Source organism: Komagataeibacter melaceti (assembly GCF_003403295.1).
Classification (GTDB): Bacteria; Pseudomonadota; Alphaproteobacteria; order Acetobacterales; family Acetobacteraceae; genus Komagataeibacter; species Komagataeibacter melaceti.
In genome coordinates, this window is the sequence record NZ_QUWV01000014.1 from 85,025 (window position 1) to 105,872 (window position 20,848).

A 20,848-nucleotide genomic window follows, 5' to 3' on the forward strand; every position below is an offset into this window, starting at 1 on the left:
GGGCGCTACGGGCGAAATGCAACCTTAACGCCATTTTCCCCTGCGGTTCCGCCATGGCAGCCATCCGCCAGCCAGTCAGCTATGGGCGGGGGCGTGCGGTTTATGTCAGTATGCCCGTTATGGTGGCCCGCCCGTCCCGCTCCGCTCCGCGCCCGCTTCCCCCCGCACCGGATGCCGCCGTGCTGCGCGCGGTGGCGCTGGCCTATCTGGCCCGTTTCGCCGCCACGCGCGCGGCGGTCGGGCAGATGCTGGAGCGCCGTATCGACCGCTGGGTGCGCCGCGCGCTCGCCACCGGCATGGAAGCGGAAGACGCGGCCCGCGCCGTAGCCCCCGCCCGTGACCTGATCCCCCGCATCGTGGCTGACATGGAGGGGCTGGGCGCGGTGGATGACGCCCGCTTTTCCCAGTCCCGCGCCCGATCCCTTGCCCGTGCCGGGCGCTCGCGCCGCATGGTCGCCGCACATCTGGGCGCGCGCGGGGTGGATGAGGCCACCGCAGGTGAAGCGATGGAGGAAGCCCTCGGCCCGCGTGACGGGGAAGGGCGGGAGACGGAACTGGCCGCGGCCCTGGTTTTCGCGCGCAAGCGGCGGGCGGGGCCGTTCCTGCGGCCCGACGCGGATGGGGACGAGGCGGCGCGGCGCACGCGGCGCGCGATGGAGGCCATGGCGCGGGCGGGATTTACCCATGACATCGCACGTCAGGCGCTGGAAATGGATGTGACCGAGGCGGAGGACAGGATCATGCGCATGAGAACGGCATGAAAAGGGGTATTGCGCGGATAATGGTGGCGGCCTTGCTCCTGCCGCTGGCTGCCTGTGGCGGGGGTGGCTGGAACGGGCGATTGCAATGCGCGCCCTATGCGCGGGACATGACGCATGTGCAGCTGAAGGGGGATGCGGCCTCATGGTGGGCGCAGGCGCGCGGGCGCTACCCCCGCAGCGCCGTGCCCCGGCCAGGTGCCGTGCTGGTGCTGCGCTCCACCAGCCGCCTGCCGGACGGGCATGTCTCCGTCGTGCGCGCGGTGCGTGGCCCGCGCGAGGTGCTGGTGGACCAGGCCAACTGGGTGCCGGGCCGCGTTGGCCGGGCCGAGCCGGTCATAGACGTATCGGGGCGGAATGACTGGTCGCGGGTAAAGGTATGGTGGGCCCCCATTCACGACATGGGCAAAACCGTCTATCCTGCATATGGGTTTATCCTGCCAACGGGCTGATCTGGCTGCCATGGATGCTTGCATATCATGGGCGTCCCCCTCACATAGGCGGGGAAGGGCAGGTTGTCCGCCGTATGGGATGGCGGGCGCGGAAACGGCATTTTGCGTCATGGACGCGGATTGAGGAATGCAATGGGTAGCTTGAGCTGGGGACATTGGCTGATCGTACTGGCCGTGGTGCTGGTACTGTTTGGCGGCGGCGGCAAGATCAGTTCGCTCATGGGGGACATGGCGCGCGGCATCAAGACGTTCAAGAAGAACATGGCCGATGACGCCCCCGAGGAGCCGGTACCCACCGGCCACATACAGGGCCCGGCGCGGGAAAAGGACGCCGCCTTTACCGAAACGCCGCAGCGTTCCCCCAACAACGTGAAATGACATGGGCCGCATGCCCGGCATGCGGACGGACGGCGTGATGGATGAAACAGCATTTCCCGCTGGCGCGTACTGCCACGCGGTAAGCCGGATTATTGCCGCGGGCCAGCGGATGGACCGTTTTGGCTGGGTACCCGCCACGGCGGGCAATATCAGCATCCGCCTGCCTGATGGCACGCTCGCCATCACGCGCTCGGGCGGACACAAGGGGCTGCTGGGGCCGGACGGGGTGATCCGCGTGGACGCCACGGGCGCGCCATGCACCGACGGTGACCGCCCCAGCGCCGAGACCCTGCTGCACTGCCAGATCTATGCCCATGACGCCACGGCGGGCGCGGTGCTGCACGGGCACTCCGTAGCCTCCACCGTGCTGTCCATGGCGGGTGGGGACGCGCTGGTGCTGGAAGGCTACGAGGTCCAGAAGGTCTTTGCCGGGCAGGACACCCATGCCGCACGGGTGCATGTGCCCATATTCGACAATGACCAGGACATCGCCCGCCTCTCCGGTGTCGTGGCGCCCCATCTGGCGGGCATGCATGCGGGCTACATCATTCGCGGCCATGGCGTGTATGTCTGGGGTGCGGATATGGATGTGGCGCTTGCGCGGCTGGAGGGGCTTGAGTTCCTGCTGGCCTGCGAACTGGAGAGGAGGAAGCTCGGATGAGCAGCCTGACCGTCTATGCCGATGACCGGCCCGGCGTGGCCTGCCTGCACCTGACCGACCCCGCGCGCATCGCCGCCGAGCTGGGCCGGATCGGTGTGCGGTTCGAGCAGTGGGACAGCCCGGTCGTCCCGCCGCGTGACGCCACGGAAGCCGAGGTGCTGGACGCCTACCGCCCCTATCTCGACCAGCTCATGGGGGAGACGGGGGCCGGTTCGGCGGATGTGATCCGTGTCCGCCCCGATACGGCGGGCTGGGCGCAGGCGCGCGGCAAATACCTGTCCGAGCATGTCCATAGCGAGGACGAGGTGCGCTTTTTCGTCCATGGGCAGGGGGATTTCATCCTGCACGTGAACGGCCATGTCTATGACGTGCGCTGCACCGCGCGGGACCTGATTTCCGTGCCCGCCGGCACGCCCCACTGGTTTGACGGGGGGGAAGTGCCGGATTTCGTGACGCTGCGCATCTTCACCAACCCAGATGGCTGGATCGCGCAATATACCGGCAGCGACATCGCGGTCCGCTTCCCCGTGGAAGCCTGAGCCGCCGTGAAGGAGATGAGAACGTGACCCAGGCCACGCAGCCGCCCGTACGTGCGGTGCTGCTGGATATTGAGGGAACGACCCTACCGGTTTCCTTTGTCCATGACACCCTGTTCCCCTATGCCCGCAAGGCGCTGCCCGCCCTGCTGCGCAACCGGGCCGATGACCCGCAGGTCAAGGCGCAGATTGCGGAAATCGCCCGCCTTGCCCCCGGCGTGCCCCCCCTGCGCCAGCTTGAGGCATGGATGGATGCGGACGCCAAGGTCGCGCCGCTCAAGGCCCTGCAGGGCATGGTCTGGGCGCAGGGATATGCCGATGGCGCGCTCAGGGCCGTTCTCTACCCGGACGTGGTGCCCGCCCTGCGCTGCTGGGCGGCGGCGGGGGTGGCGCTTGCGGTCTATTCCTCCGGCTCGGTTGCGGCGCAGAAGCTGATTTACGGCCATACGAGTGAGGGGGACGTGAGCAGCGTCTTCGTCGGGTTCTATGACCTCGGCATGGGCGGCAAGCGTGATGCGGACAGCTATCGCCACATCCTGCGCGATGCCCGGTGGCAGCCGGAGGATGTGCTGTTTCTGTCCGATGTCGTGGCCGAGCTTGACGCCGCCGCCACCGCGGGGCTGCGTACATGCCAGATCGTCCACCCGCAGGACGGCACGCAGCCCGGAACCACCCATCCCGTCGCCGCGACGCTGGATGAGGTCGCGACCCGCTTTGGCCTGCCGTGCCCGGAGGCGGCATGAAGGCGCATCTGCACACGGACTGGCGCGACATTCCCGACGCCGCCCGTGGCGCGGTTGCGGCGCTGGGCAATTTTGACGGGGTGCATGTGGGCCATGCCCATCTGGTGCAGGCAGCGCATGCCGCGCGCCCTGACCGGGAACTGGCGGTGGTGACGTTCGAGCCGCATCCGCGCGAACTGTTCCGCCCGCAGGACCCGCCCTTTCGCCTGACCCTGCCGCAGGAACGCTTTGCGGCGCTGTCCGCCCTTGGCGTGAAGCATGTGTTCCAGATTCCCTTCGACCGGGAATTCAGCGCCATGAGCGCCGAGAATTTCGTAACCCGCGTGCTGCATGAAAGCCTTGGCCTGCACCATGTGGCCTGCGGCATGGATTTCGCCTTCGGCCACCGCAGGCGGGGCAACGTGGATTTCCTGGCCGAACGGACCGAGGAGCTGGGCATCGGCCTGACCGTTGTCCCGGCACTGGCCGATGCGCTGGGGCCATATTCCTCCAGCCGTATCCGCAGGCTGCTGCAGGATGGATACCCCGAACGCGCGGCGGAGGAACTGGGCCGCCCGTGGTCGATTCGCGGCGTGGTGCAGCATGGTGACAAGCGTGGCCGCCTGCTGGGGTTCCCCACGGCCAACATCGCCCTTGGTCGCCATCTGGAACCCGCGCGTGGCGTGTATGCCGTCAGCGTGCGCATGGCCGATGGCACGGTCTGCCCCGGCGTGGCCAATATCGGGCGCAGGCCCACCATCAATGACGGGCAGGAAAGCCGGCTGGAAGTGCACCTGCTTGGTTTTTCAGGTGACCTGTACGGCCAGACCCTGTCGGTCGCGCTGCATACCCTGCTGCGCGCCGAACGCCGCTTTAACGGGCTGGACGCGCTCAAGGAACAGATCGCGCGCGATTCCGAGCAGGCTACCGCCTATCTGTCCGCCCGCCAGTCCGGGACCATACCCACCAGAACTTGACCACGCGCCGCCGTGGTCTCCATAAGGTTGCCTCGCGCGCGGGCCCTCGCGGCCCTGCATGCTCCCCTTTGCCAGAAGAACAGAACAGGCCATGTCCGAGTCAAAACCACAGGATGTCTATCGGGAGACGGTCTTCCTGCCGACCACCTCCTTTCCCATGCGGGGCAGTCTGCCCAAGAGGGAACCTGAGATTCTGGCCGGATGGGAGCGTGACAAGCTCGATGACCGCCTGTTCGCGCAGGCGCAGGGGCGTGACGTGTTCATGCTGCATGATGGCCCGCCTTACGCCAACGGGCACCTGCATATCGGCCACGCGCTGAACAAGATCCTCAAGGACGTGATCAACCGCGCCCACCGTATGGCGGGCTACGGCATCCATTACGTGCCGGGCTGGGACTGCCATGGCCTGCCGATCGAATGGAAGATCGAGGAAGAATACCGCAAGCGCGGGCAGGACAAGGACAGCGTGCCCGTTCTCCAGTTCCGCGCCGAATGTCGCGCCTATGCGCAGAAATGGCTCGACACGCAGGCCAGCGAGTTCCGCAGGCTGGGCGTGCAGGCGGAATGGGCGCGGCGTTACGCCACCATGGATTTCTCGTCCGAGGCGGCGATCGCGGGGGAAATCGGCAAATTCCTGCTCAATGGCCTGCTGTATCGTGGCCTGCGCCCGGTCATGTGGAGCCCGGTCGAGAAAACGGCCCTGGCCGAGGCCGAGATCGAATATCGCGACCATGAATCCACCGCCATCCATGTGGCGTTCCCCTTTGTGACCGATCCCACCCCCGCCCATGCGCTGGAAGATGTGGCGGCGGTGATCTGGACCACCACGCCGTGGACCATCCCCGCCAACCGCGCCATCGCCTATGGGCCGGAAATCACCTACGCCGTGCTGCGGATTGATGGCGTGAGCGATGACGCCACGCTGGAGCCGCAGGCGCGCGTGTTGGTGGCGGAAGACCTGATCGGCCCGTTCTGCCAGGCGGCGGGCGTGACCGCGCACCATGTGCTCTACACCCTGCCCGGCAGCGCGCTGGAGGGCGCGGTCTGCGCCCATCCGCTGCGCGGGCAGGGCTATGATTTCGACGTGCCGCTGCTGCCCGGCGCGCATGTCACGACCGAGGCCGGGACCGGGCTGGTCCACACGGCCCCCGCGCATGGCGAGGACGACTTCAACCTCGGTCGCGCCTACGGGCTGGAAATCACCGAACTGGTGCAGGGTGACGGCCGCTATGCTGACTGGGTGCCCCTGTTTGCCGGTGGACATGTGTTCAAGGCGGCGGAGCCGGTCTGTCAGGCCCTGCTTGAATCCATGCAGCGCGCCGTGGCGGCGGGCACCGCGCCGTGCGGGCTGGTGGCGCGGGCGACGCTGGTCCATTCCTATCCCCATTCATGGCGTTCGCGCGCGCCCATCATCTATCGCGCCACGCCGCAGTGGTTCATCCGCATGGATGGCGAAGGCCATCTGCGCGACCGTGCCCTTGCCGCGCTGGAAAAGGTGACGTTCGTGCCCGCGCAGGCGCGCAACCGCCTGACCTCGATGGTGGCGGGCCGCCCGGACTGGTGCATCAGCCGCCAGCGCGCATGGGGCGTGCCGATTGCCGTGTTCGTGGAAAAGCGCACGGGCGAGGTCCTGCGCGATGCCGAGGTGATGGCCCGTGTCGTCGCCGCCTTCCGTGCCGAGGGGGCGGATGCCTGGTACAGCTCCCCCGCCTCGCGCTTCCTTGGCGAAGGGCGCGACCCGGAGGATTACGAGCAGGTCTTCGACATCGTGGACGTATGGTTCGAGAGTGGCTCGACCCATGCCTTCGTGCTGGGTCATGGCGACATGCCCTTCCCGGCGGATCTCTACCTTGAGGGGTCGGACCAGCATCGCGGCTGGTTTCAGTCCTCCCTGCTCGAAAGCGTGGGCACGCGCGGTGTGGCACCCTACAAGGCGCTGGTGACCAACGGCTTTGTGCTGGACGAGCAGGGCCGCAAGATGTCCAAGTCGCTTGGCAACGTCATCGCACCGCAGGACGTGAATGACAGCCTCGGGGCCGACATCCTGCGCCTGTGGGTCATGAACTCCGACACGAACGAGGACCTTCGCATCGGCAAGGAGATCCTCAAGCAGCAGGGCGAACTCTATCGCCGCCTGCGCAATACGCTGCGCTGGCTGCTGGGTGCGCTGGATGGCTTTACCGAGGCCGAGCGCGTGCCCCATGCCGAACTGCCCGAGCTTGAGCGCTGGGTCATGCACCGCCTGAGCGAACTGGGCGGCCTTGTGGCCAGCGCGGTGGAAACGCATGAATGGGTGGGCGTGTACCCCGCGCTGCACGGCTTCTGCGCAGCTGACCTGTCGGCCTTCTATTTCGACGTGCGCAAGGACACCATCTACTGCGATGGCCCGTCGAGCCTGAAACGCCGCGCTGCGCGCACCGTGCTGGACCACCTGCATCGCTGCCTGTGCGCATGGCTTGCGCCTGTTCTGGTCTTTACGGCGGAAGAGGCATGGCTGGCCCGCCCCGGCAATACCGAAAGCGTGCACCTGCAGGCTTTCCCGGACCTGCCCACGGAATGGAACGATCCCGAACTGGGCGATCGCTGGGCCATGCTGCGTGCCGTGCGCCGCATCATCACCACCGAGATCGAGAGCGCGCGCCGTGATGGGCTGGTCAAGTCCTCGCTGCAGGCAGCCCTTGAACTGCCCCTGTCGGAGGCGGAAGCCGCACGCTTCGAGGGAGTGGACTGGGCGGAGCTGACCATCGTGTCACAGGCGGCGGTCAGCGTCATTGCGGGGGCCGGCTCGATCTATCTGGGCGAGGACGAAGCGCAGGAAGGCACGCCGCATGGTATTCCCGCCATTACGGTGGCGCAGGGGCATAAATGCGCGCGCTGCTGGAAGGTGCTGGAGGAAGTGGGGCGTGACAGCACCCACCCCGAACTGTGCCTGCGCTGTGTCGATGTGGTGCAGGGCAAGGCGTAAGGGCCATGAACAACCGCGTTGTGGGCGGGGCCTGCCTGCTGGCCGCGCTGGCCGCCGATCAGGCCAGCAAGTTCTGGATACTGGATGTCTATGACCTGCCCGCGCGTGAAAGCGTGCCCCTGTTGCCAGTGCTGAACCTGACCATGGTGTGGAACCATGCCATCACCTTTGGCATGCTGGGTGGTGCGGGGGCGGCGGGGCGCGTGATCTTTTCGGTCGCGGCCCTGGCCATCGTGACGGGGCTGGGCGTATGGCTGGCGCGAACGCCACGGGTATGGGTGGCGGCGGCGCTGGGCATGATCATGGGCGGTGCGATTGGCAACGTGATCGACCGGCTGCGCTATGGTGCGGTGGTTGATTTCATCCACGCGCATGCCTTTGGCTGGTCATGGCCGGTGTTCAACATCGCGGATGCGCTGATTGATTGCGGCGTTGCGATCCTGATTATCGACAACCTGCGCACGCGCGATGCAAACTAGGGGCAGGAGCGGCCTGCGCATGCTTGCCGAACCGTTCCACTAACGGTAATAGGCGAGATATGGCGATTCCAGCTTTCAGACCCCTTTCCTGTGCATTGCTCGTATCGGGCGGCTTCATGCTGTCGGGCTGCACGGGCGCGGATGTTTCGCGCGCTTTCGGACTGGAGCGCAGCCTGCCGGATGAATACACGGTCACGACCCGCGCGCCGCTGTCCATGCCACCGTCCGATGAGCTGGGCGCGCCCAACAGCAACGCCGTCCAGCGCGCGGAAGACACCAACCCGCGCATGCAGGCGCTGGAAACGCTCTCCCCCAACGTGGCGCTGCAGGGTGCCGATGGCCCTGACAGCGCGGGCCAGACCGCGCTGGTGGGGGCCGCGCAGCAGGCCGCCAATGACCCAGACCGGGGCGAGATGGGGCGTGCGGATACCAGCTTTGTGGACAAGCTCATGTTCTGGCATGGCGGCGGGGCGGGCAACCTGGTCAACGGCAAGGCGGAAAACGCCCGCCTGCGTGAGGACTCGGCCCTTGGCCACAACCTGACACAGGGCGCCACCCCCACGGTAAGCGGTCCCGCCAAATAAGGTGGCCCCGCCGTGATGGGCGGAAACTGTAAATCCGGCTGCGGAAAAGAACATGTCTCCAGCTAACAGCCAGCCGGTGATCCGTCGGCTGTCCGAACAGGTAGTCAATCGCATCGCGGCGGGCGAGGTGATCGAGCGCCCGGCCGCCGCGCTGAAGGAGCTGGTTGAAAACGCCATCGATTCCGGTGCACGGCGCATCCATATCCGTCTGGACCGGGGCGGCATGGACCGGATCGAGGTCACGGATGATGGCTGCGGCATGTCCCCCGATGACCTGCGGCTGGCGGTCGAGCGGCATTGCACATCCAAACTGCGTGATGAGACGCTGGTGCGTATCTCGACCCTCGGGTTCCGGGGGGAGGCGTTGCCCTCCATCGGGGCGGCCGCCCGGCTTACGGTCATGTCCCGGCCCAGGGGCGCGGAGTCGGCATGGTCCATCCGGGTTGAGGGTGGCGTGGTGGGGGAACCCGAACCCTGTGCCGGCGCACCCGGTACGCGCGTGCTGGTGGAGGACATGTTCTTCGCTACCCCCGCGCGGCGCAAATTCCTCAAAAGCCCGCGTGTCGAGTCCGGTCATGCCGAAAACGTGGTGCGGCGGCTGGCGTTGGCCGCCCCGCAAATTGCCTTCCGGCTGGAATTCGACTCGCGCATGATCCTTGACCTGCCCGTGCAGGACAGGGCTGCGCGTGTCGCCGCCATCCTTGAATCCGGGCAGGCCGATGGCCTGCTTCCCGTGGAGGGGCAGCGCGGCGACCTGAAGCTGCACGGCTTCATCTGCGCGCCATCGGTCCATCGCGCCACGGCCAACGGGCAGATGCTTCTGGTCAACGGGCGGCCCGTGGTTGACCCGGTGCTGCGTACGGCCGTGCGGGTTGCCTACCGCAATGTCATGGAACATGGGCGGCACGCCGTGGTGGCGCTGGCGCTTGAAATCCCGCCCGAACAGGTGGACGTGAACGTACACCCCGCCAAGACGGAACTGCGTTATGCCGACCCGGCGGCGGTCAGGGCGCTGGTGATCGGCTCCCTTGGCCGTGCGCTGGGCACGGGGGCGGGTGTGGCGGGGGTGCGGCCCGACCTGCTCCAGTCACGCGGGCCATCACCCGCGCGCATCTGGTACCCGCCGGAGCGGCAGGACAATGCGCCTGAAATTGCTGCCCGCATGGCCATGCCACCCGCCATGGCGGAAAAGGACGGGGCCGGGTTCCCCACCGGCCTTGCCGAATCCACCCTGCCGCTGGCCGCCCTGCCTGCGGCCCGCCGGGCCGTGCCGGTGGAGGAAGCTGCCCCCACGGGTGACGCGGCCTGTGCGGATTACCCGCTTGGTGCTGCCATGGCGCAGGTTCTGGGCACCTATATCCTGTCCCAGACCGCTGATGGCGCGCTTGTGCTGGTGGACCAGCATGCCGCCCATGAGCGCCTGACCCATGAACTGCTGCGCCAGCAATATCTGGGTGGCGAGATCCGCGCCCAGCGCCTGCTGCTGCCCGAGGTGGTGGAACTGACACCCCGGCAGGCGGAGGCACTGCTGTCCTTCGCCCCGGCGCTGGCCCGGCTGGGACTCGAGATTGAACCTTTTGGCGGTCCCGCCGTTCTGGTCCGTACCATGCCTGCGCTGCTGGGCAAGGAAAACCCGGCAGGCATGCTGCGTGACCTGGCCGAGGAACTGGAGGCGGATGATCTGGCCACCCCCGCGCAGGCGGATGCGCTGGATGCGCGCATGGATGCGATCATTGCGCGCATGGCGTGCCATGGCAGCGTGCGGGCAGGGCGCAGGCTGACACACGAGGAAATGAACGCCCTGCTGCGCGACATGGAACGCACGCCCCGCTCGGGCACGTGCTCACATGGCCGCCCGACATGGATACGGCTGGAAAAGGCCGATCTGGAGCGGATGTTCGGGCGTCGCTAGGACCACCGACTGGCATGCCGGGCATGCATTGCGGGGCGGGTGGCTGCGCATGCTCGGTATAATGTGACCGTCCGCGCACTGGATTCCTGATACAAAACGCCTCTAGGGTCACGCATTGTCCATGGATGATGTGAGACCGAGTGTGCATCCGATCCTGCTCCCCCTAGTTACCTACCTGCCTCTTGCCGGGGTCGTGGCCATATTGCTGACGCGCGGCACAACCCAGACGGTCGAGACCGCCGCCCGATGGGTGGCGTTGTGGACCAGTGGTATCGTGTTCGCGCTGTCCGTGATCATGTGGGCGGAATTTGATTCCGCCCGTGCTGGCGTCCAGTTCGAACAGCAGATCGGATGGGCCAGCGGCGCGGGCATATCCTACCACGCCGGGATTGATGGCATCAGCCTCATGTTCGTGCTGCTCTCCACGTTCCTGACCCCGCTTTCCATCATCGGCGGGTGGAAACTGGTTACGGGGCGGGTGCGCGATTACATGATCGCCATGCTGCTGCTGGAAACCACGCTGATCGGCCTGTTCTCGGCGCTGGATCTGGTGCTGTTCTACGTCTTCTATGAAGCGACGCTGCTGCCTGCCAGCCTCATGATCGGTGTATGGGGCGGGCCACGGCGTGTCTGGGCGTCGCTGCAGTTCTTCCTGTTCACCTTTGGCGGTTCGCTGTTCATGCTGCTGGCGCTTCTGGCCATGTGGAACGTGACCGGCACGACGGATATCGTGGCCCTCCAGCACCATGGGTTCAGCCACGCCATGCAGGGCTGGCTGCTGGCCGGGTTCATCATCGCCTTTGGCGTGAAGCTGCCGCTGTTCCCGCTGCATGCCTGGCTGCCCGATGCCTATACGGAAGCGCCGACCCCGGCCTCCGTCATGCTGTCGGGCGTGCTGTCAAAGGCCGGGGCCTACGGGCTGCTGCGTTTTGGCGTGCTCATGTTCCCCGATGCGGCGCGGCTGTTCGCACCCGTGGTGCTGACGTTGGGTGTGATCGCGGTGATCTATGCCGCCATGATCGCGCTGGCGCAGACGGACATGAAGCGTGTGATCGCCTATTCCTCGTTCTCGCATATGGGGGTGATCGCGATTGGCCTGTTCACCCTTACGCCGGAAGGCATTGATGGCGCGATTTTCCAGATGCTGTCGCATGGCATCGTGATCGCGGCGCTGTTCTTCTGTGTCTCCGCCGTGTCCTGGCGGGCTGAAACGCGCGAGATCAGCGCCTTCTCCGGTGTCGCGCACAAGATGCCGGTGCTGGCCACGCTGGCCATGCTGTTCGTCATGGCCAATATCGGCCTGCCGGGCACCGGGGCGTTCGTGGGTGAGTTCCTGGTCATGGTCGGCGCGCTGCATGTCTCGTTCTGGCTGGCCTTCCTTGGCGGGTCGAGCATGATCCTTGGCGCGGTCTATATGCTGGTGCTCTACCGCCGCGTGCTGTTCGGGGCGGACCGGGGCGGGGTTGTCGCCCTGCTGCGTGACCTGACGGGTCAGGAACTGGCCGTGCTGGTACCGCTGGCGGTGGTGACGCTGTGGATGGGTGTGCATCCGGGCTCGTTCCTGCGGGTGTTTGACCCGGCGGTGACCAGCCTGCTGCACCCGGCGGCGGCTGTCGCTACGGTTGAGCCGCAGGTGATCGCACCGCTGACCGGCGCGGGCTGAGCAACAGGGTTTTCCTTACAAAAAAGCCCGGCCATCCTGTGGGATGGCCGGGCTTTGTGTTTTTCAGGGGCTGAACGCGTCCGAAAGCGCAGCCCCCGCAAGCTTCTTATACGTCGAGGTTATCGACCTGCCTGGCGTGTTCCTGAATGAAGCGGAAGCGCAGTTCCGCCTTGCGGCCCATCAGGTGTTCCACTCGTTCCAGAGTGAAGGCCCTGTCCTCGGGCGGGGTGATGACCTTGAGCAGCGTGCGGTGTTTCGGGTCCATGGTGGTCTGCTTCAGGTCGGCAGGCGGCATTTCCCCCAGCCCCTTGAAGCGTGAGACCTCGACCTTGCTATTGGGCTTGAACGCCGTCTTCATTTTCCGTTCCCGGTCGGCATCGTCCATGGCGTAGATGCTCTTGCCGCCCTGTGTCAGGCGGTACAGCGGCGGCTGCGCCAGATAGAGATGCCCGTTACGGATCAGCCCCGGCAGTTCACGGAAGAAGAAGGTCATGAGCAGGGAGGCGATATGCGCGCCGTCCACATCGGCATCGGTCATGATGATGATGCGGCCATAACGCAGCCTGCTGGCGTCGAAGCGTTCCCCCATGCCGCAGCCCAGGGCTTCCACAAGGTCACGCAGTTCCTGGTTGCCGCGCAGCTTCTCGGTCGAGGCACTGGCCACATTCAGGATCTTGCCGCGCAGGGGCAGCACGGCCTGTGTCTCGCGGTTGCGGGCCTGCTTGGCCGAGCCACCGGCTGAATCCCCCTCCACAAGGAAGATTTCCGTCTCGGCGGCATTCTCACGCGTGCAGTCTGTCAGCTTGCCCGGCAGCCGCAGGCGGCGGGTGGCGCTTTTGCGCGGCGTGTCCTTCTGTTCCTTACGGCGCAGGCGTTCCTCGGCCCGTTCCACCACAAAGGCCAGCAGGTTATCCGCCTGTGGCGGGTTGCCCGCCAGCCAGTGGTCAAAACGGTCGCGCAGGGCGGTCTCAACCAGCTTGCTGGCCTCGCTGCTGGTCAGCTTTTCCTTGGTCTGGCCCTGAAACTGCGGGTCGCGGATGAAAACGGACAGCTTGGCGGCGATGCAGCCCAGAATGTCATCGGCATTGATGCTGGCGGCGCGTTTGTTGGAACGCTGCTCCCCCCAGTTGCGCAGCCCCTTGAGCAGCGCGTTGCGGAACCCCGTCTCATGCGTGCCGCCATTGGGGGTGGGGATGGTGTTGCAGTAGGAGGCAAGGGCCGCCGGGCCGGATTCCTGAAAGGCGATGGCCCATTCCATGCGCCCGGTGTCCGCCCCGTCCGGCCCGGTGGGCAGGTCCGCGTCACCCGCCCACAGGTCGGTCAGCAGGGCTGCCTTTTCACCCAGTTCGTCACGCAGGCTGTCGGCCAGCCCGCCGGGGAAGTGCAGCACGGCTTCCGCCGGCACATCATCACCCTTGATCAGCGCGGGGTCACACGCCCAGCGGATGGTGACCCCACGGAACAGGAACGCCTTGGACCGGCACAGCCGGTACAGCCGCGACGGGGAGAAGTGCAGGCGGCCAAAAATCTGCGGGTCGGGAATGAAGCGGATCTGTGTGCCGCGCCGGTTGTTGACCGGGCCGACCTTTTCCACGCCGCTGAGCGGGTGGCCGCGTTCATAAACCTGCCGCCACAGTTCCCGGTCGCGCGCGATCTCTACTTCCATGCGGGCCGCCAGCGCATTGACCACGGATGACCCCACGCCATGCAGCCCGCCGGACGTGGCATAGGCCTTGCCCGAGAACTTGCCCCCGGCATGCAGCGTGGTCAGGATCACCTCCAGCGCCGAACGGTCGGGAAAGCGGGGATGCGGGTCCACCGGGATGCCACGGCCGTTGTCGCGTATGGTCAGGCAGTCACCGGCCTCCAGCGTCACGTCAATGGTGGTGGCGTGCCCTGCAACGGCCTCATCCATCGCGTTATCAAGGATCTCGGCGGCAAGGTGATGGTAAGCGGTCTCGTCCGTGCCGCCGATATACATGCCGGGACGGCGGCGGACGGGTTCCAGCCCCTCCAGCACCTCGATCGCGCTGGCGTCATAGGATTCGGGGCTGTTGGGGGTGTTGTCTGGCATGGTGGCGGGGGAGACCTTGCGTCGGGCAGGTTTGCCGGGGCTGGCAGGCGTGGAAAAAAGATCGTCGTTCATGAATCGTTCTTTGTTCTGTCGAGTCACGTCCAGTCAGGCTGCAAGGCCCGATCGCGCGCTGGCACTATGCCTGCACTTGCGGGCACGAAAAAGGCCGGACGCTGGCCCGGCCTTATTTTCTTTCCAACGCGGCGCGGCGGCGCGTGGTCAGCTACGGACCGTGTGGCGGGCCGGGCTGGTGCGGGTGCTGGACGCCGCCGGGCGGACCGGGCGGTTGGGCGCGGTGCAGGTCAGGTAGGAAGCGGGCTGGAGAATGTCCTTCGCCTGCGCGTAGCTGGACAGGTCGGCCGCCGTGTCGAGCACCAGCACCTCATCAAACATGGAGATGCGCTGCTGGCAGAACGCCGTGCCGGAATGCAGGCCGCGCTCGGACTGCACATTGGCAAGCTGCGTGATGTAGTCATCATGCTGGCGCTGGGCGTTGCGGCCATAGGTGGTGTGGAAATAGGCGTTGAGGACGTGTTCCTCATTCGTCAGCTTGGTGCGGAACTTCATAACAAAACTGTTATATTTTTCCTGCGCATTGCAGGACAGGGCCGTGACCATCAGCTCGCTCTTCAGGCCCTGCACATCAAAGGCTTCATGCGCGGGGGAAGGGGAGCAGGGGCCGGCTGCCAGTGCCTGCCCGCCATTAACCAGCCCGGCCAGGGCAAGTGCGGCAGCGCCTGCGCGCCAGATCGACATGGACATCAGGAAGGTTCTCCAGATATTGGGGCTATTGCCAACGGGGATGCAAAAAGGCCCCGCATGGTCCGGCGGAATTGGGATCCGGATCAGGTCTATAGCGCAAACCTGCTGCTGCCAAAAGGGAGATCACGGTATCCCTCTTAAAAAGGGGAGGCATGAACGTTCGATGGGATGACAGCGGCCATCCGTCCGGCTATGCCACATGTGCAGGGCCTGTCCGCTTGCGTAAAAAGGACCAACGGGTCTTTCCCGCCTGGGTGCGTTGCTCTACAGCAGACGCCAAAGCGGTTTGCCGTTGTGCCGATCCAGACCGTTATTGGGACGGCGCGGGCGAAACTGTCCTCATAACAGGTGATGTATCAAATACAGCGGAGCTGACGAGTGCGACTGCGACTGTCTGCAATCATGATGACGACGGGCATTCTGCTCGCCGGATGTGATAACAAACCGGCCGTAAACCTTGGTGGAATCGGCACGACCCCCAACCCCTACAATTACATGAAGGCATCCGGCCTGTGCCAGGTGGGCAACCTGACGCCAGCGGGCCAGAACACGAAAAGTGCCACCATGCAGGTGCGCAGCGATGACGGCTACTGCGCGATCGAGACGCGCATGTCCGGCGGGCACCCCTATCCGTCGTTCGGGGTGTCGCCCGCGCCGGAGCATGGCAAGGCGTTCATCTATAACTACAACGATCACACTTATGTGACGTACACGCCCAACGCTTCCTACTCCGGGCAGGACAAATTCCGCGTCGTCCTGATCCGTGGGGAGAAAGAACCGCGTGAATATATCGACGTGACAGCCACGGTCACGGCCCCGGCCGTACCCGGCGCGAAATGAGGCCATCCCGGCCCTGACCGGGCCGGGGTTTCCACCCCCGCCGTAACGGCAGGGTCAGATGGAAAAGGTGATCGGTTCGGGCTGCGGGCGGCGCATGCCGGCGTTTTCAGCCCGGCGCACCAGGTCATCAAGGCTGATCTCACGGCATTTTTCGTCGATCATGCTGTCGAATTCCTGCCAGCAGGGTTCAACAACCTTCTGGAACAGCCCGCCGATCGGGCCATCATCCGTGTTGTCTTCCGCCGTGATGACCGCAAGGATGTCCGCCAGCAGGATGTCACGCCGGGGGCGGCCCAGACGGTAGCCACCACGCGGGCCACGCACGCTTTCCAGCAGCCCCGAGCGTGAGAGGGACTGGAGCAGCGGCTCGATGCCACGCCGGGCCAGGCCTGCGCGTTCGGCAATGTCAGCAGCGCTTATGGTGCCGTTGCGCCCAGCATGAAAAGCAACATCAAGCATGATCAGTATCGCGATCATGGTCCTGTCACGCCGGAGCAGCATATCATTCAGCCTTGCTTTGAGTGGATCGGAAAAAGTGCCTCGCACCGTTTATCAGCAATTGCCCGATTGATCCACGCTTCTGTTCAGGAGGATGGTGGATTATGTCAGACTGTACGCGTGAATAGCCCATTTCCGGAACAAGGAGTGATAACGGATGAACAAGACCACCCCGGCAGGTCCCACCTACGGTTTTGCCGCGCCGCGCGGCAAGGTGTACGACTCCATTGTGGATACCGTGGGGGGGACGCCACTGGTGGCGCTGCCGCATCTGACCCGGGAAGACGGATTGCAGGCGCGTGTGCTGATGAAGCTGGAATTCTTCAATCCGCTCGCCTCCGTCAAGGACCGCATCGGCGCGGCCATGATCGAGGATGCGGAAAGCCGGGGCGAAATCCAGCCCGGCAAGACCACGCTTGTCGAGCCGACTTCGGGCAATACGGGCATCTCCCTCGCGTTCGTGGCGGCGGCGCGCGGCTACAAGCTGATCGTAACCATGCCCGAAGGGGCCTCGATCGAACGGCGCAAGATGCTGCGCCTGCTTGATGCCCGGCTGGAACTGACCCCCATGCGGCTGGGCATGGCGGGCGCGATCGCACGGGCCGAGGAAATCCTGAAGAAGACCCCCAATTCATGGATGCCCCGGCAGTTCGATAATCCCGCCAACCCCGATGTGCATGCGGCCACCACGGCCGAGGAAATCTGGGCCGATACGGCGGGTGAGGTCGATATTGTCGTGGCCGGACTGGGCACCGGCGGCACGGCCAGCGGCATCGCCCACCGGCTGAAGAAGCTCAAGAAGGGGATCGAGGTCTATGGCGTCGAGCCGATGGAAAGCGCCATCCTGAACGGCGATGAGCCGGGGCCGCATGGGATTCAGGGAATCGGGCCGGGCTTCTGCCCCCGCACGCTGGATCTTGCCGCGCTGGCCGGGGTGATGCCGGTATCCGAACGTGAGGCCATTGCCGCCGCCCGCCGCTGTGCGCGGCTGGATGGCGTGCCGGTGGGCATCTCGTCCGGTGCGGCGCTGCATGCGGCCGTACAGCTTGCGTCACAGCCCGAGAACAGGGGCAAGACCATCGTGACCATCGCGCCGTCCTTTGCCGAGCGCTACCTGTCCACCTCGCTGTTTACCGGGCTGGTCTGAGTTCAGGCCCGGCCCCTTTTGGGGCAGCGGATATGGAAAAAGCGGCTGCCTGACGGCGCCGCTTTTTTCTTTTCCATATTCAGGCTGGGTGGCCGGTGATCAGTGCAGGATGATCTCGACGCGGCGATTCTGTGCTTCACGCGTGTTGGCCATGGTCTGGACCAGCGGGTTGGAGTCGCCAAAGCCATGAATGTCGATCGAGGGGCCGGGTACGCCATCGCGCACCAGTTCGGCCTTGATGACCTCCGCACGGCGTAGCGAGAGCGCCTGGTTATACTGTTCGCCGCGCGGGCCGGGATGGGCTGCGGAGTTGTCGGTATAGCCGTTGACCTCGATCCGCGTGGTCTGCGTGTTGGTCGAGGCCTGTGCTGCCACCGCCACGATTGCACGGGCGCGGTCGGTCAGGTCGCTGCGGTCCCAGTCAAAAAATACGAGATAGGTCCGATTCTCCGCCGGTGCGGGCGCCGCGATACTGGAAGGCGGCGGCGGTGGCGGGGGCGCGGGATTGAACTCGTAGCGCAGGCCGAGCATGAGGGAATGGTTGAAGTCGGTGCGGCTGTCACGGTTGCCGTTGCGGAAGCCGTAATCGCTGTTCATGGCCGTCAGCGCGGTTTCGCTGCCGCTCATGGTGGAATGGTGCGACTGCGGGCCCAGCATGGTCCAGAACCGGTATTCCGCCGTGGCGGACAGGCCGACAACCCATGGCATGGGGAAGGCGAGGCCAAAGATGCCCTGATAGGCGAAGTTGCCGTAGGTGCCGCTTACATGCTGGCTGTAATTCGCGCCATTCACGTTGCCGGTCATGGTGGTGTTCATGTTCTGCCAGCCATAGCCGATACCCGCGCCGAAATACGGGAACAGCCAGCTCTTGCCGATATCAAGGTCGAACAGGGCATTGGCCATGAGGCCCGATTCCTGCTGCCGGCCATCGGCATGCGCATGATAGGCGGCGTTGCCCCCCACCGTTTTCAGGTCATTGTTCCGGTAATGGCCCTCAAGCTCCACGCGGAAGCCGTTGCCCAGCCCCCAGCCAATGGCGCCTTCCCCGATGGCGCCGGTACGAAACTGATCGCGCGCCGAAGAATTCCGTATGACCTGGCCCTGGTTGAAGGTCGCACCACCTTCACCGCTCATGTACAGGCCCTGAACAGGCTGGGCGAATACCGGAGCGGAGACCAGCACGGAGCCCAGGGTAACCGAGGCAGCCAATAAAGACCCTGCAAGCAATCCGTACCGCAGATTCATACTCTTCTTCTCCCTTCGACGGGCCTTGTTTAGCGTATCGGCCCGGTCGGGTGCGCGTGCCATATTCCTTCGGATCAGCAGCATCAGCATTCTTTTGCTTAAAGAAACCAGTCCTGACAATCCATTGTCACCGCCTAATCCATCGCTTTGGGCGGTGGGGCCAACTGTCATGTCCGACTGTGTGCCAGATGTCACACCCATATGCCGGACTGGTTTCTATGCCTTTAATCGCGTGGAATCACGTCTTTCATATCAGCCTTGCTTCAAACGGTGGCTTCAGATCGGGTGCGTCGAACTCCAGGACCCATATGTCGGGGTCCCGTTCCCTCTGTCTTGCGACGTAGGCATCGACACTGTCCTGATCCACTGCCGTCTCCCCTGTAGCGCGGAACCATGCCCGCCGTCCATCGGGGGTGCGGGTGGGGGCAAGCACGCACATGCGCCTGTCCCGGCCCAGCAGCACGATCAGCACGCTGCCCGCATCCTCATCCCCACGGTGCAGCACCATGCCCGGATTTCCCGTTTGTCCAGCCTGTCGCAGCATCGCCTTGACCCAGATGCCGGTTTTCAGGCGCGATTCCTCCATGGGGCGAATATCTCCGGTAATGCAGAAAGGCTGAGGGAGACATGCAGGAATAGCACAGTTTCCCATGGTGATATCTGTCAGCCGCCACTGGCCGGGACGGCGCTCTCGTCCGGCACGGCGGACAGGGCGGCGCGGTATTCGACCGGATTGTCCAGCAGGGAATGTGCGGCATCAAGGTCGCTGTCCGTACCGATGGCGGCGGGACATTCCCGGCGGATGCCCAGGATACGCGCGGGATCGACGGGGTAGCGGATCTGGCGGGTGGCCGTGATCCATCCCCGGCTGTCCGCCGTGCCTTCGGCCAGGTTCTGGAGCTGGCGTTCAAGCGCGCTTTCCCCCAGGCTGGTGCAGACCTGCGGCATCACGCCCAGCCCCTGCAGCGGCCAGCCCAGCGGGGCGAGCACCCGACTCCATGTCACGTAAAGTTCACCGCCATTGGGCATCTGGCCAATGGTCTGGACCAGCCCCTTGCCCAGCGTGGCGCTGCCGATCACGACGCCGCGCTTCTGGTCGGCCAGTGCCGCAGCCAGAATCTCGGCCGCACTCGCGGTGCGCCCGTCCACCATGATGATGATGGGCAGGCCGTTGGTCATGTCGCCCCCCTGCACGGCCCAGACATGGTTGGCCTGCGGGTCGCGGCCCTGCGTTATGGCCGCGACGCCATGGTCCAGCATGAGTGCTGATGTGGTGACCGCCTGCTGGAGCACGCCGCCGCGATTGCCGCGCAGGTCAAGGATCAGGCCCGAAATGCCGGGCACGTTCATGGCCTCATCCAGGTACTGGCTCATCTCCTCCGCCGTGTTGGCGGAAAATGCCGTGATGTGCAGGATGACATGCTTGCCGCTGGTATAGGCGAATACGGTCTCGGGCGGGGTGGAGGCACGGTGCAGCGTGACCGTGCTCAGCCGCCCCTTTGCTTCCACCGTGATGCGCACGAGACTGCCCACGGGGCCGCTGAGCCATGAACTGACGGTCTCGAGGCTGTGGGACGCCGTGGGCCGCCCGTTGACGGCCCGCACGACCTGCCCGGCGGCAAGGCTGGTGGGCCATGCCGGGCCATTGGCGTTGACCGCCGTGATGATGATGGCGTGGCGGTCCATGCCCAGCGTCAGCCCGGCCGAGGCCTCGCCGCCCGTGCGGGTGCTGCGGTCTGACACGGCGGCCCCCGGCGCGATATAGCGCGAATAGGGGTCGAGGTGGTTGAACAGCTCATCAAAGAAACCCTGCAGCACCCCGTCCTGCCCCGTGCTGCGCATGGCGGCGGAATGCTGCCAGGCCGCGTCCAGCATGCGGGTGATGGCGGCGCTCCAGCCCGGCAGGTCATCGGCCGCGGGCACGGGCAGCGCCATGACCGTTTTCTGGGTTGCGGTCAGTTGCAGGAAGCCCTGCTGCTCCTCGATGCTCAGCGAGGGGTCGATCGCGCTGATGCCGTTCAGCCCCCACAGGGCGAAGTCATGGATTTCATGGCTTTCCAGCGTGCGGGGCTGGAGAAAGGAGAGACTCGCCTGGATCACCGAGGAAATGACAGCCAGGTTCAGCCCGCCCCCGGCGGGTGTGTCCACGCTGTCCTCATGCGGGGGTGGGGGCGGTGCCGCGATACGGGGGGAGG

Annotated in this window: 20 protein-coding genes; 14 read left to right on the forward strand and 6 right to left on the reverse strand. The window is 65.5% G+C overall.

All coding sequences use genetic code 11. From position 1 onward, the window contains the following. The first annotated feature begins 119 nt into the window (after window positions 1-119). The 12 genes from DY926_RS01955 to DY926_RS02010 all read left to right on the forward strand — a co-directional run bounded on the left by DY926_RS01955 (window position 120) and on the right by DY926_RS02010 (window position 12,087). Window positions 120-761 (forward strand): regulatory protein RecX, encoded by a 642-nt coding sequence (locus DY926_RS01955; RefSeq protein WP_116701873.1) that lies wholly within the window; start codon window positions 120-122, stop codon window positions 759-761. Then, window positions 758-1,210 carry a CHAP domain-containing protein gene (locus tag DY926_RS01960; RefSeq protein WP_116701847.1) on the forward strand — a complete coding sequence of 151 codons (453 nt, stop codon included), beginning with the start codon at window positions 758-760 and terminating at the stop codon, window positions 1,208-1,210. The genes DY926_RS01955 and DY926_RS01960 overlap by 4 nt, the downstream gene beginning before the upstream one ends. 132 nt (window positions 1,211-1,342) lie before the next feature. Further along, the gene (tatA, locus tag DY926_RS01965) at window positions 1,343-1,588 is read left to right on the forward strand and encodes a twin-arginine translocase TatA/TatE family subunit (protein ID WP_116701848.1); all 246 of its coding nucleotides are present in this window, start codon (window positions 1,343-1,345) and stop codon (window positions 1,586-1,588) included. A 37-nt stretch (window positions 1,589-1,625) separates the two neighbouring features. Then, window positions 1,626-2,249 (forward strand): methylthioribulose 1-phosphate dehydratase, encoded by a 624-nt coding sequence (locus DY926_RS01970; RefSeq protein ID WP_116701874.1) that lies wholly within the window; start codon window positions 1,626-1,628, stop codon window positions 2,247-2,249. Further along, window positions 2,246-2,788 carry a 1,2-dihydroxy-3-keto-5-methylthiopentene dioxygenase gene (locus tag DY926_RS01975; RefSeq protein ID WP_116701849.1) on the forward strand — a complete coding sequence of 181 codons (543 nt, stop codon included), beginning with the start codon at window positions 2,246-2,248 and terminating at the stop codon, window positions 2,786-2,788. The genes DY926_RS01970 and DY926_RS01975 overlap by 4 nt, the downstream gene beginning before the upstream one ends. A 23-nt stretch (window positions 2,789-2,811) precedes the next feature. Continuing rightward, entirely contained in the window at window positions 2,812-3,528 is a 717-nt protein-coding gene (gene mtnC / locus DY926_RS01980) for an acireductone synthase (RefSeq protein WP_116701850.1), read from the forward strand. Then, window positions 3,525-4,484 carry a bifunctional riboflavin kinase/FAD synthetase gene (locus DY926_RS01985; protein ID WP_116701851.1) on the forward strand — a complete coding sequence of 320 codons (960 nt, stop codon included), beginning with the start codon at window positions 3,525-3,527 and terminating at the stop codon, window positions 4,482-4,484. The genes mtnC and DY926_RS01985 overlap by 4 nt, the downstream gene beginning before the upstream one ends. Before the next feature lie 91 nt (window positions 4,485-4,575). Continuing rightward, window positions 4,576-7,449, forward strand: coding sequence for an isoleucine--tRNA ligase (ileS, locus tag DY926_RS01990; protein ID WP_116701852.1), 2,874 nt, complete (start codon window positions 4,576-4,578; stop codon window positions 7,447-7,449). 5 nt (window positions 7,450-7,454) lie between these two features. Beyond that, window positions 7,455-7,928, forward strand: a complete 474-nt coding sequence (gene lspA / locus DY926_RS01995) for a signal peptidase II (protein WP_116701853.1) — start codon at window positions 7,455-7,457, stop codon at window positions 7,926-7,928. A 95-nt stretch (window positions 7,929-8,023) separates the two neighbouring features. Next, window positions 8,024-8,512: a DUF3035 domain-containing protein gene (locus DY926_RS02000; RefSeq protein ID WP_116701854.1), complete on the forward strand. Its 489-nt coding sequence runs from the start codon at window positions 8,024-8,026 to the stop codon at window positions 8,510-8,512. Between the two features lie 52 nt (window positions 8,513-8,564). Further along, a complete protein-coding gene (gene mutL, locus DY926_RS02005; RefSeq protein WP_116701855.1) occupies window positions 8,565-10,424 on the forward strand; it encodes a DNA mismatch repair endonuclease MutL in 1,860 nt (619 codons plus the stop codon). A 121-nt stretch (window positions 10,425-10,545) separates the two neighbouring features. Further along, window positions 10,546-12,087 carry an NADH-quinone oxidoreductase subunit M gene (locus DY926_RS02010; protein ID WP_116701856.1) on the forward strand — a complete coding sequence of 514 codons (1,542 nt, stop codon included), beginning with the start codon at window positions 10,546-10,548 and terminating at the stop codon, window positions 12,085-12,087. A 106-nt stretch (window positions 12,088-12,193) separates the two neighbouring features. On the opposite strand, the gene parE is transcribed toward DY926_RS02010, so the two are convergent. After that, window positions 12,194-14,233: a DNA topoisomerase IV subunit B gene (gene parE / locus DY926_RS02015; protein ID WP_116701857.1), complete on the reverse strand. Its 2,040-nt coding sequence runs from the start codon at window positions 14,231-14,233 to the stop codon at window positions 12,194-12,196. 147 nt (window positions 14,234-14,380) lie between these two features. Next, window positions 14,381-14,923 carry a hypothetical protein gene (locus tag DY926_RS02020; RefSeq protein ID WP_186336038.1) on the reverse strand — a complete coding sequence of 181 codons (543 nt, stop codon included), beginning with the start codon at window positions 14,921-14,923 and terminating at the stop codon, window positions 14,381-14,383. 402 nt (window positions 14,924-15,325) lie between these two features. Between DY926_RS02020 and DY926_RS02025 the strand changes: the two genes are divergently transcribed. Then, window positions 15,326-15,763, forward strand: coding sequence for a hypothetical protein (locus DY926_RS02025; protein ID WP_116701858.1), 438 nt, complete (start codon window positions 15,326-15,328; stop codon window positions 15,761-15,763). Window positions 15,764-15,817: 54 nt separating this feature from the next. Here the strand turns inward: DY926_RS02025 and DY926_RS02030 are convergent, their stop codons facing one another. Continuing rightward, on the reverse strand, window positions 15,818-16,264 hold the full coding sequence (locus DY926_RS02030) for an RrF2 family transcriptional regulator (RefSeq protein WP_116701859.1): 447 nt from the start codon (window positions 16,262-16,264) through the stop codon (window positions 15,818-15,820). A 154-nt stretch (window positions 16,265-16,418) separates the two neighbouring features. Between DY926_RS02030 and cysK the strand changes: the two genes are divergently transcribed. Further along, window positions 16,419-17,408: a cysteine synthase A gene (cysK, locus tag DY926_RS02035; RefSeq protein WP_116701860.1), complete on the forward strand. Its 990-nt coding sequence runs from the start codon at window positions 16,419-16,421 to the stop codon at window positions 17,406-17,408. A gap of 99 nt (window positions 17,409-17,507) precedes the next feature. Here the strand turns inward: cysK and DY926_RS02040 are convergent, their stop codons facing one another. From DY926_RS02040 to DY926_RS02050, 3 genes are all read right to left on the reverse strand, one after another. Beyond that, window positions 17,508-18,653: an OmpA family protein gene (locus tag DY926_RS02040; protein ID WP_186336039.1), complete on the reverse strand. Its 1,146-nt coding sequence runs from the start codon at window positions 18,651-18,653 to the stop codon at window positions 17,508-17,510. 247 nt (window positions 18,654-18,900) lie between these two features. Then, window positions 18,901-19,239 carry a DUF1491 family protein gene (locus DY926_RS02045; protein ID WP_116701862.1) on the reverse strand — a complete coding sequence of 113 codons (339 nt, stop codon included), beginning with the start codon at window positions 19,237-19,239 and terminating at the stop codon, window positions 18,901-18,903. 77 nt (window positions 19,240-19,316) lie between these two features. After that, window positions 19,317-20,848: S41 family peptidase (locus DY926_RS02050; protein WP_116701876.1), on the reverse strand; the 1,532-nt coding region annotated here is incomplete at its 5' end.

Bases quoted from the DNA above. Each gene is read 5' to 3' on its own strand.
- ileS (WP_116701852.1), top strand. From the start codon at position 4,576: ATGTCCGAGTCAAAACCACAGGATGTCTATCGGGAGACGGTCTTCCTG.
- cysK (WP_116701860.1), top strand. From the start codon at position 16,419: ATGAACAAGACCACCCCGGCAGGTCCCACCTACGGTTTTGCCGCGCCG.
- DY926_RS01955 (WP_116701873.1), top strand. From the start codon at position 120: ATGGTGGCCCGCCCGTCCCGCTCCGCTCCGCGCCCGCTTCCCCCCGCA.
- DY926_RS01985 (WP_116701851.1), top strand. From the start codon at position 3,525: ATGAAGGCGCATCTGCACACGGACTGGCGCGACATTCCCGACGCCGCC.
- lspA (WP_116701853.1), top strand. From the start codon at position 7,455: ATGAACAACCGCGTTGTGGGCGGGGCCTGCCTGCTGGCCGCGCTGGCC.
- DY926_RS02020 (WP_186336038.1), bottom strand. From the start codon at position 14,923: ATGTCCATGTCGATCTGGCGCGCAGGCGCTGCCGCACTTGCCCTGGCC.
- DY926_RS01970 (WP_116701874.1), top strand. From the start codon at position 1,626: ATGGATGAAACAGCATTTCCCGCTGGCGCGTACTGCCACGCGGTAAGC.
- parE (WP_116701857.1), bottom strand. From the start codon at position 14,233: ATGAACGACGATCTTTTTTCCACGCCTGCCAGCCCCGGCAAACCTGCC.
- DY926_RS02045 (WP_116701862.1), bottom strand. From the start codon at position 19,239: ATGGAGGAATCGCGCCTGAAAACCGGCATCTGGGTCAAGGCGATGCTG.
- DY926_RS01975 (WP_116701849.1), top strand. From the start codon at position 2,246: ATGAGCAGCCTGACCGTCTATGCCGATGACCGGCCCGGCGTGGCCTGC.
- DY926_RS02030 (WP_116701859.1), bottom strand. From the start codon at position 16,264: ATGCTGCTCCGGCGTGACAGGACCATGATCGCGATACTGATCATGCTT.
- DY926_RS02025 (WP_116701858.1), top strand. From the start codon at position 15,326: ATGATGACGACGGGCATTCTGCTCGCCGGATGTGATAACAAACCGGCC.
- DY926_RS01960 (WP_116701847.1), top strand. From the start codon at position 758: ATGAAAAGGGGTATTGCGCGGATAATGGTGGCGGCCTTGCTCCTGCCG.
- mutL (WP_116701855.1), top strand. From the start codon at position 8,565: ATGTCTCCAGCTAACAGCCAGCCGGTGATCCGTCGGCTGTCCGAACAG.
- DY926_RS02040 (WP_186336039.1), bottom strand. From the start codon at position 18,653: ATGAATCTGCGGTACGGATTGCTTGCAGGGTCTTTATTGGCTGCCTCG.
- tatA (WP_116701848.1), top strand. From the start codon at position 1,343: ATGGGTAGCTTGAGCTGGGGACATTGGCTGATCGTACTGGCCGTGGTG.
- DY926_RS02010 (WP_116701856.1), top strand. From the start codon at position 10,546: ATGGATGATGTGAGACCGAGTGTGCATCCGATCCTGCTCCCCCTAGTT.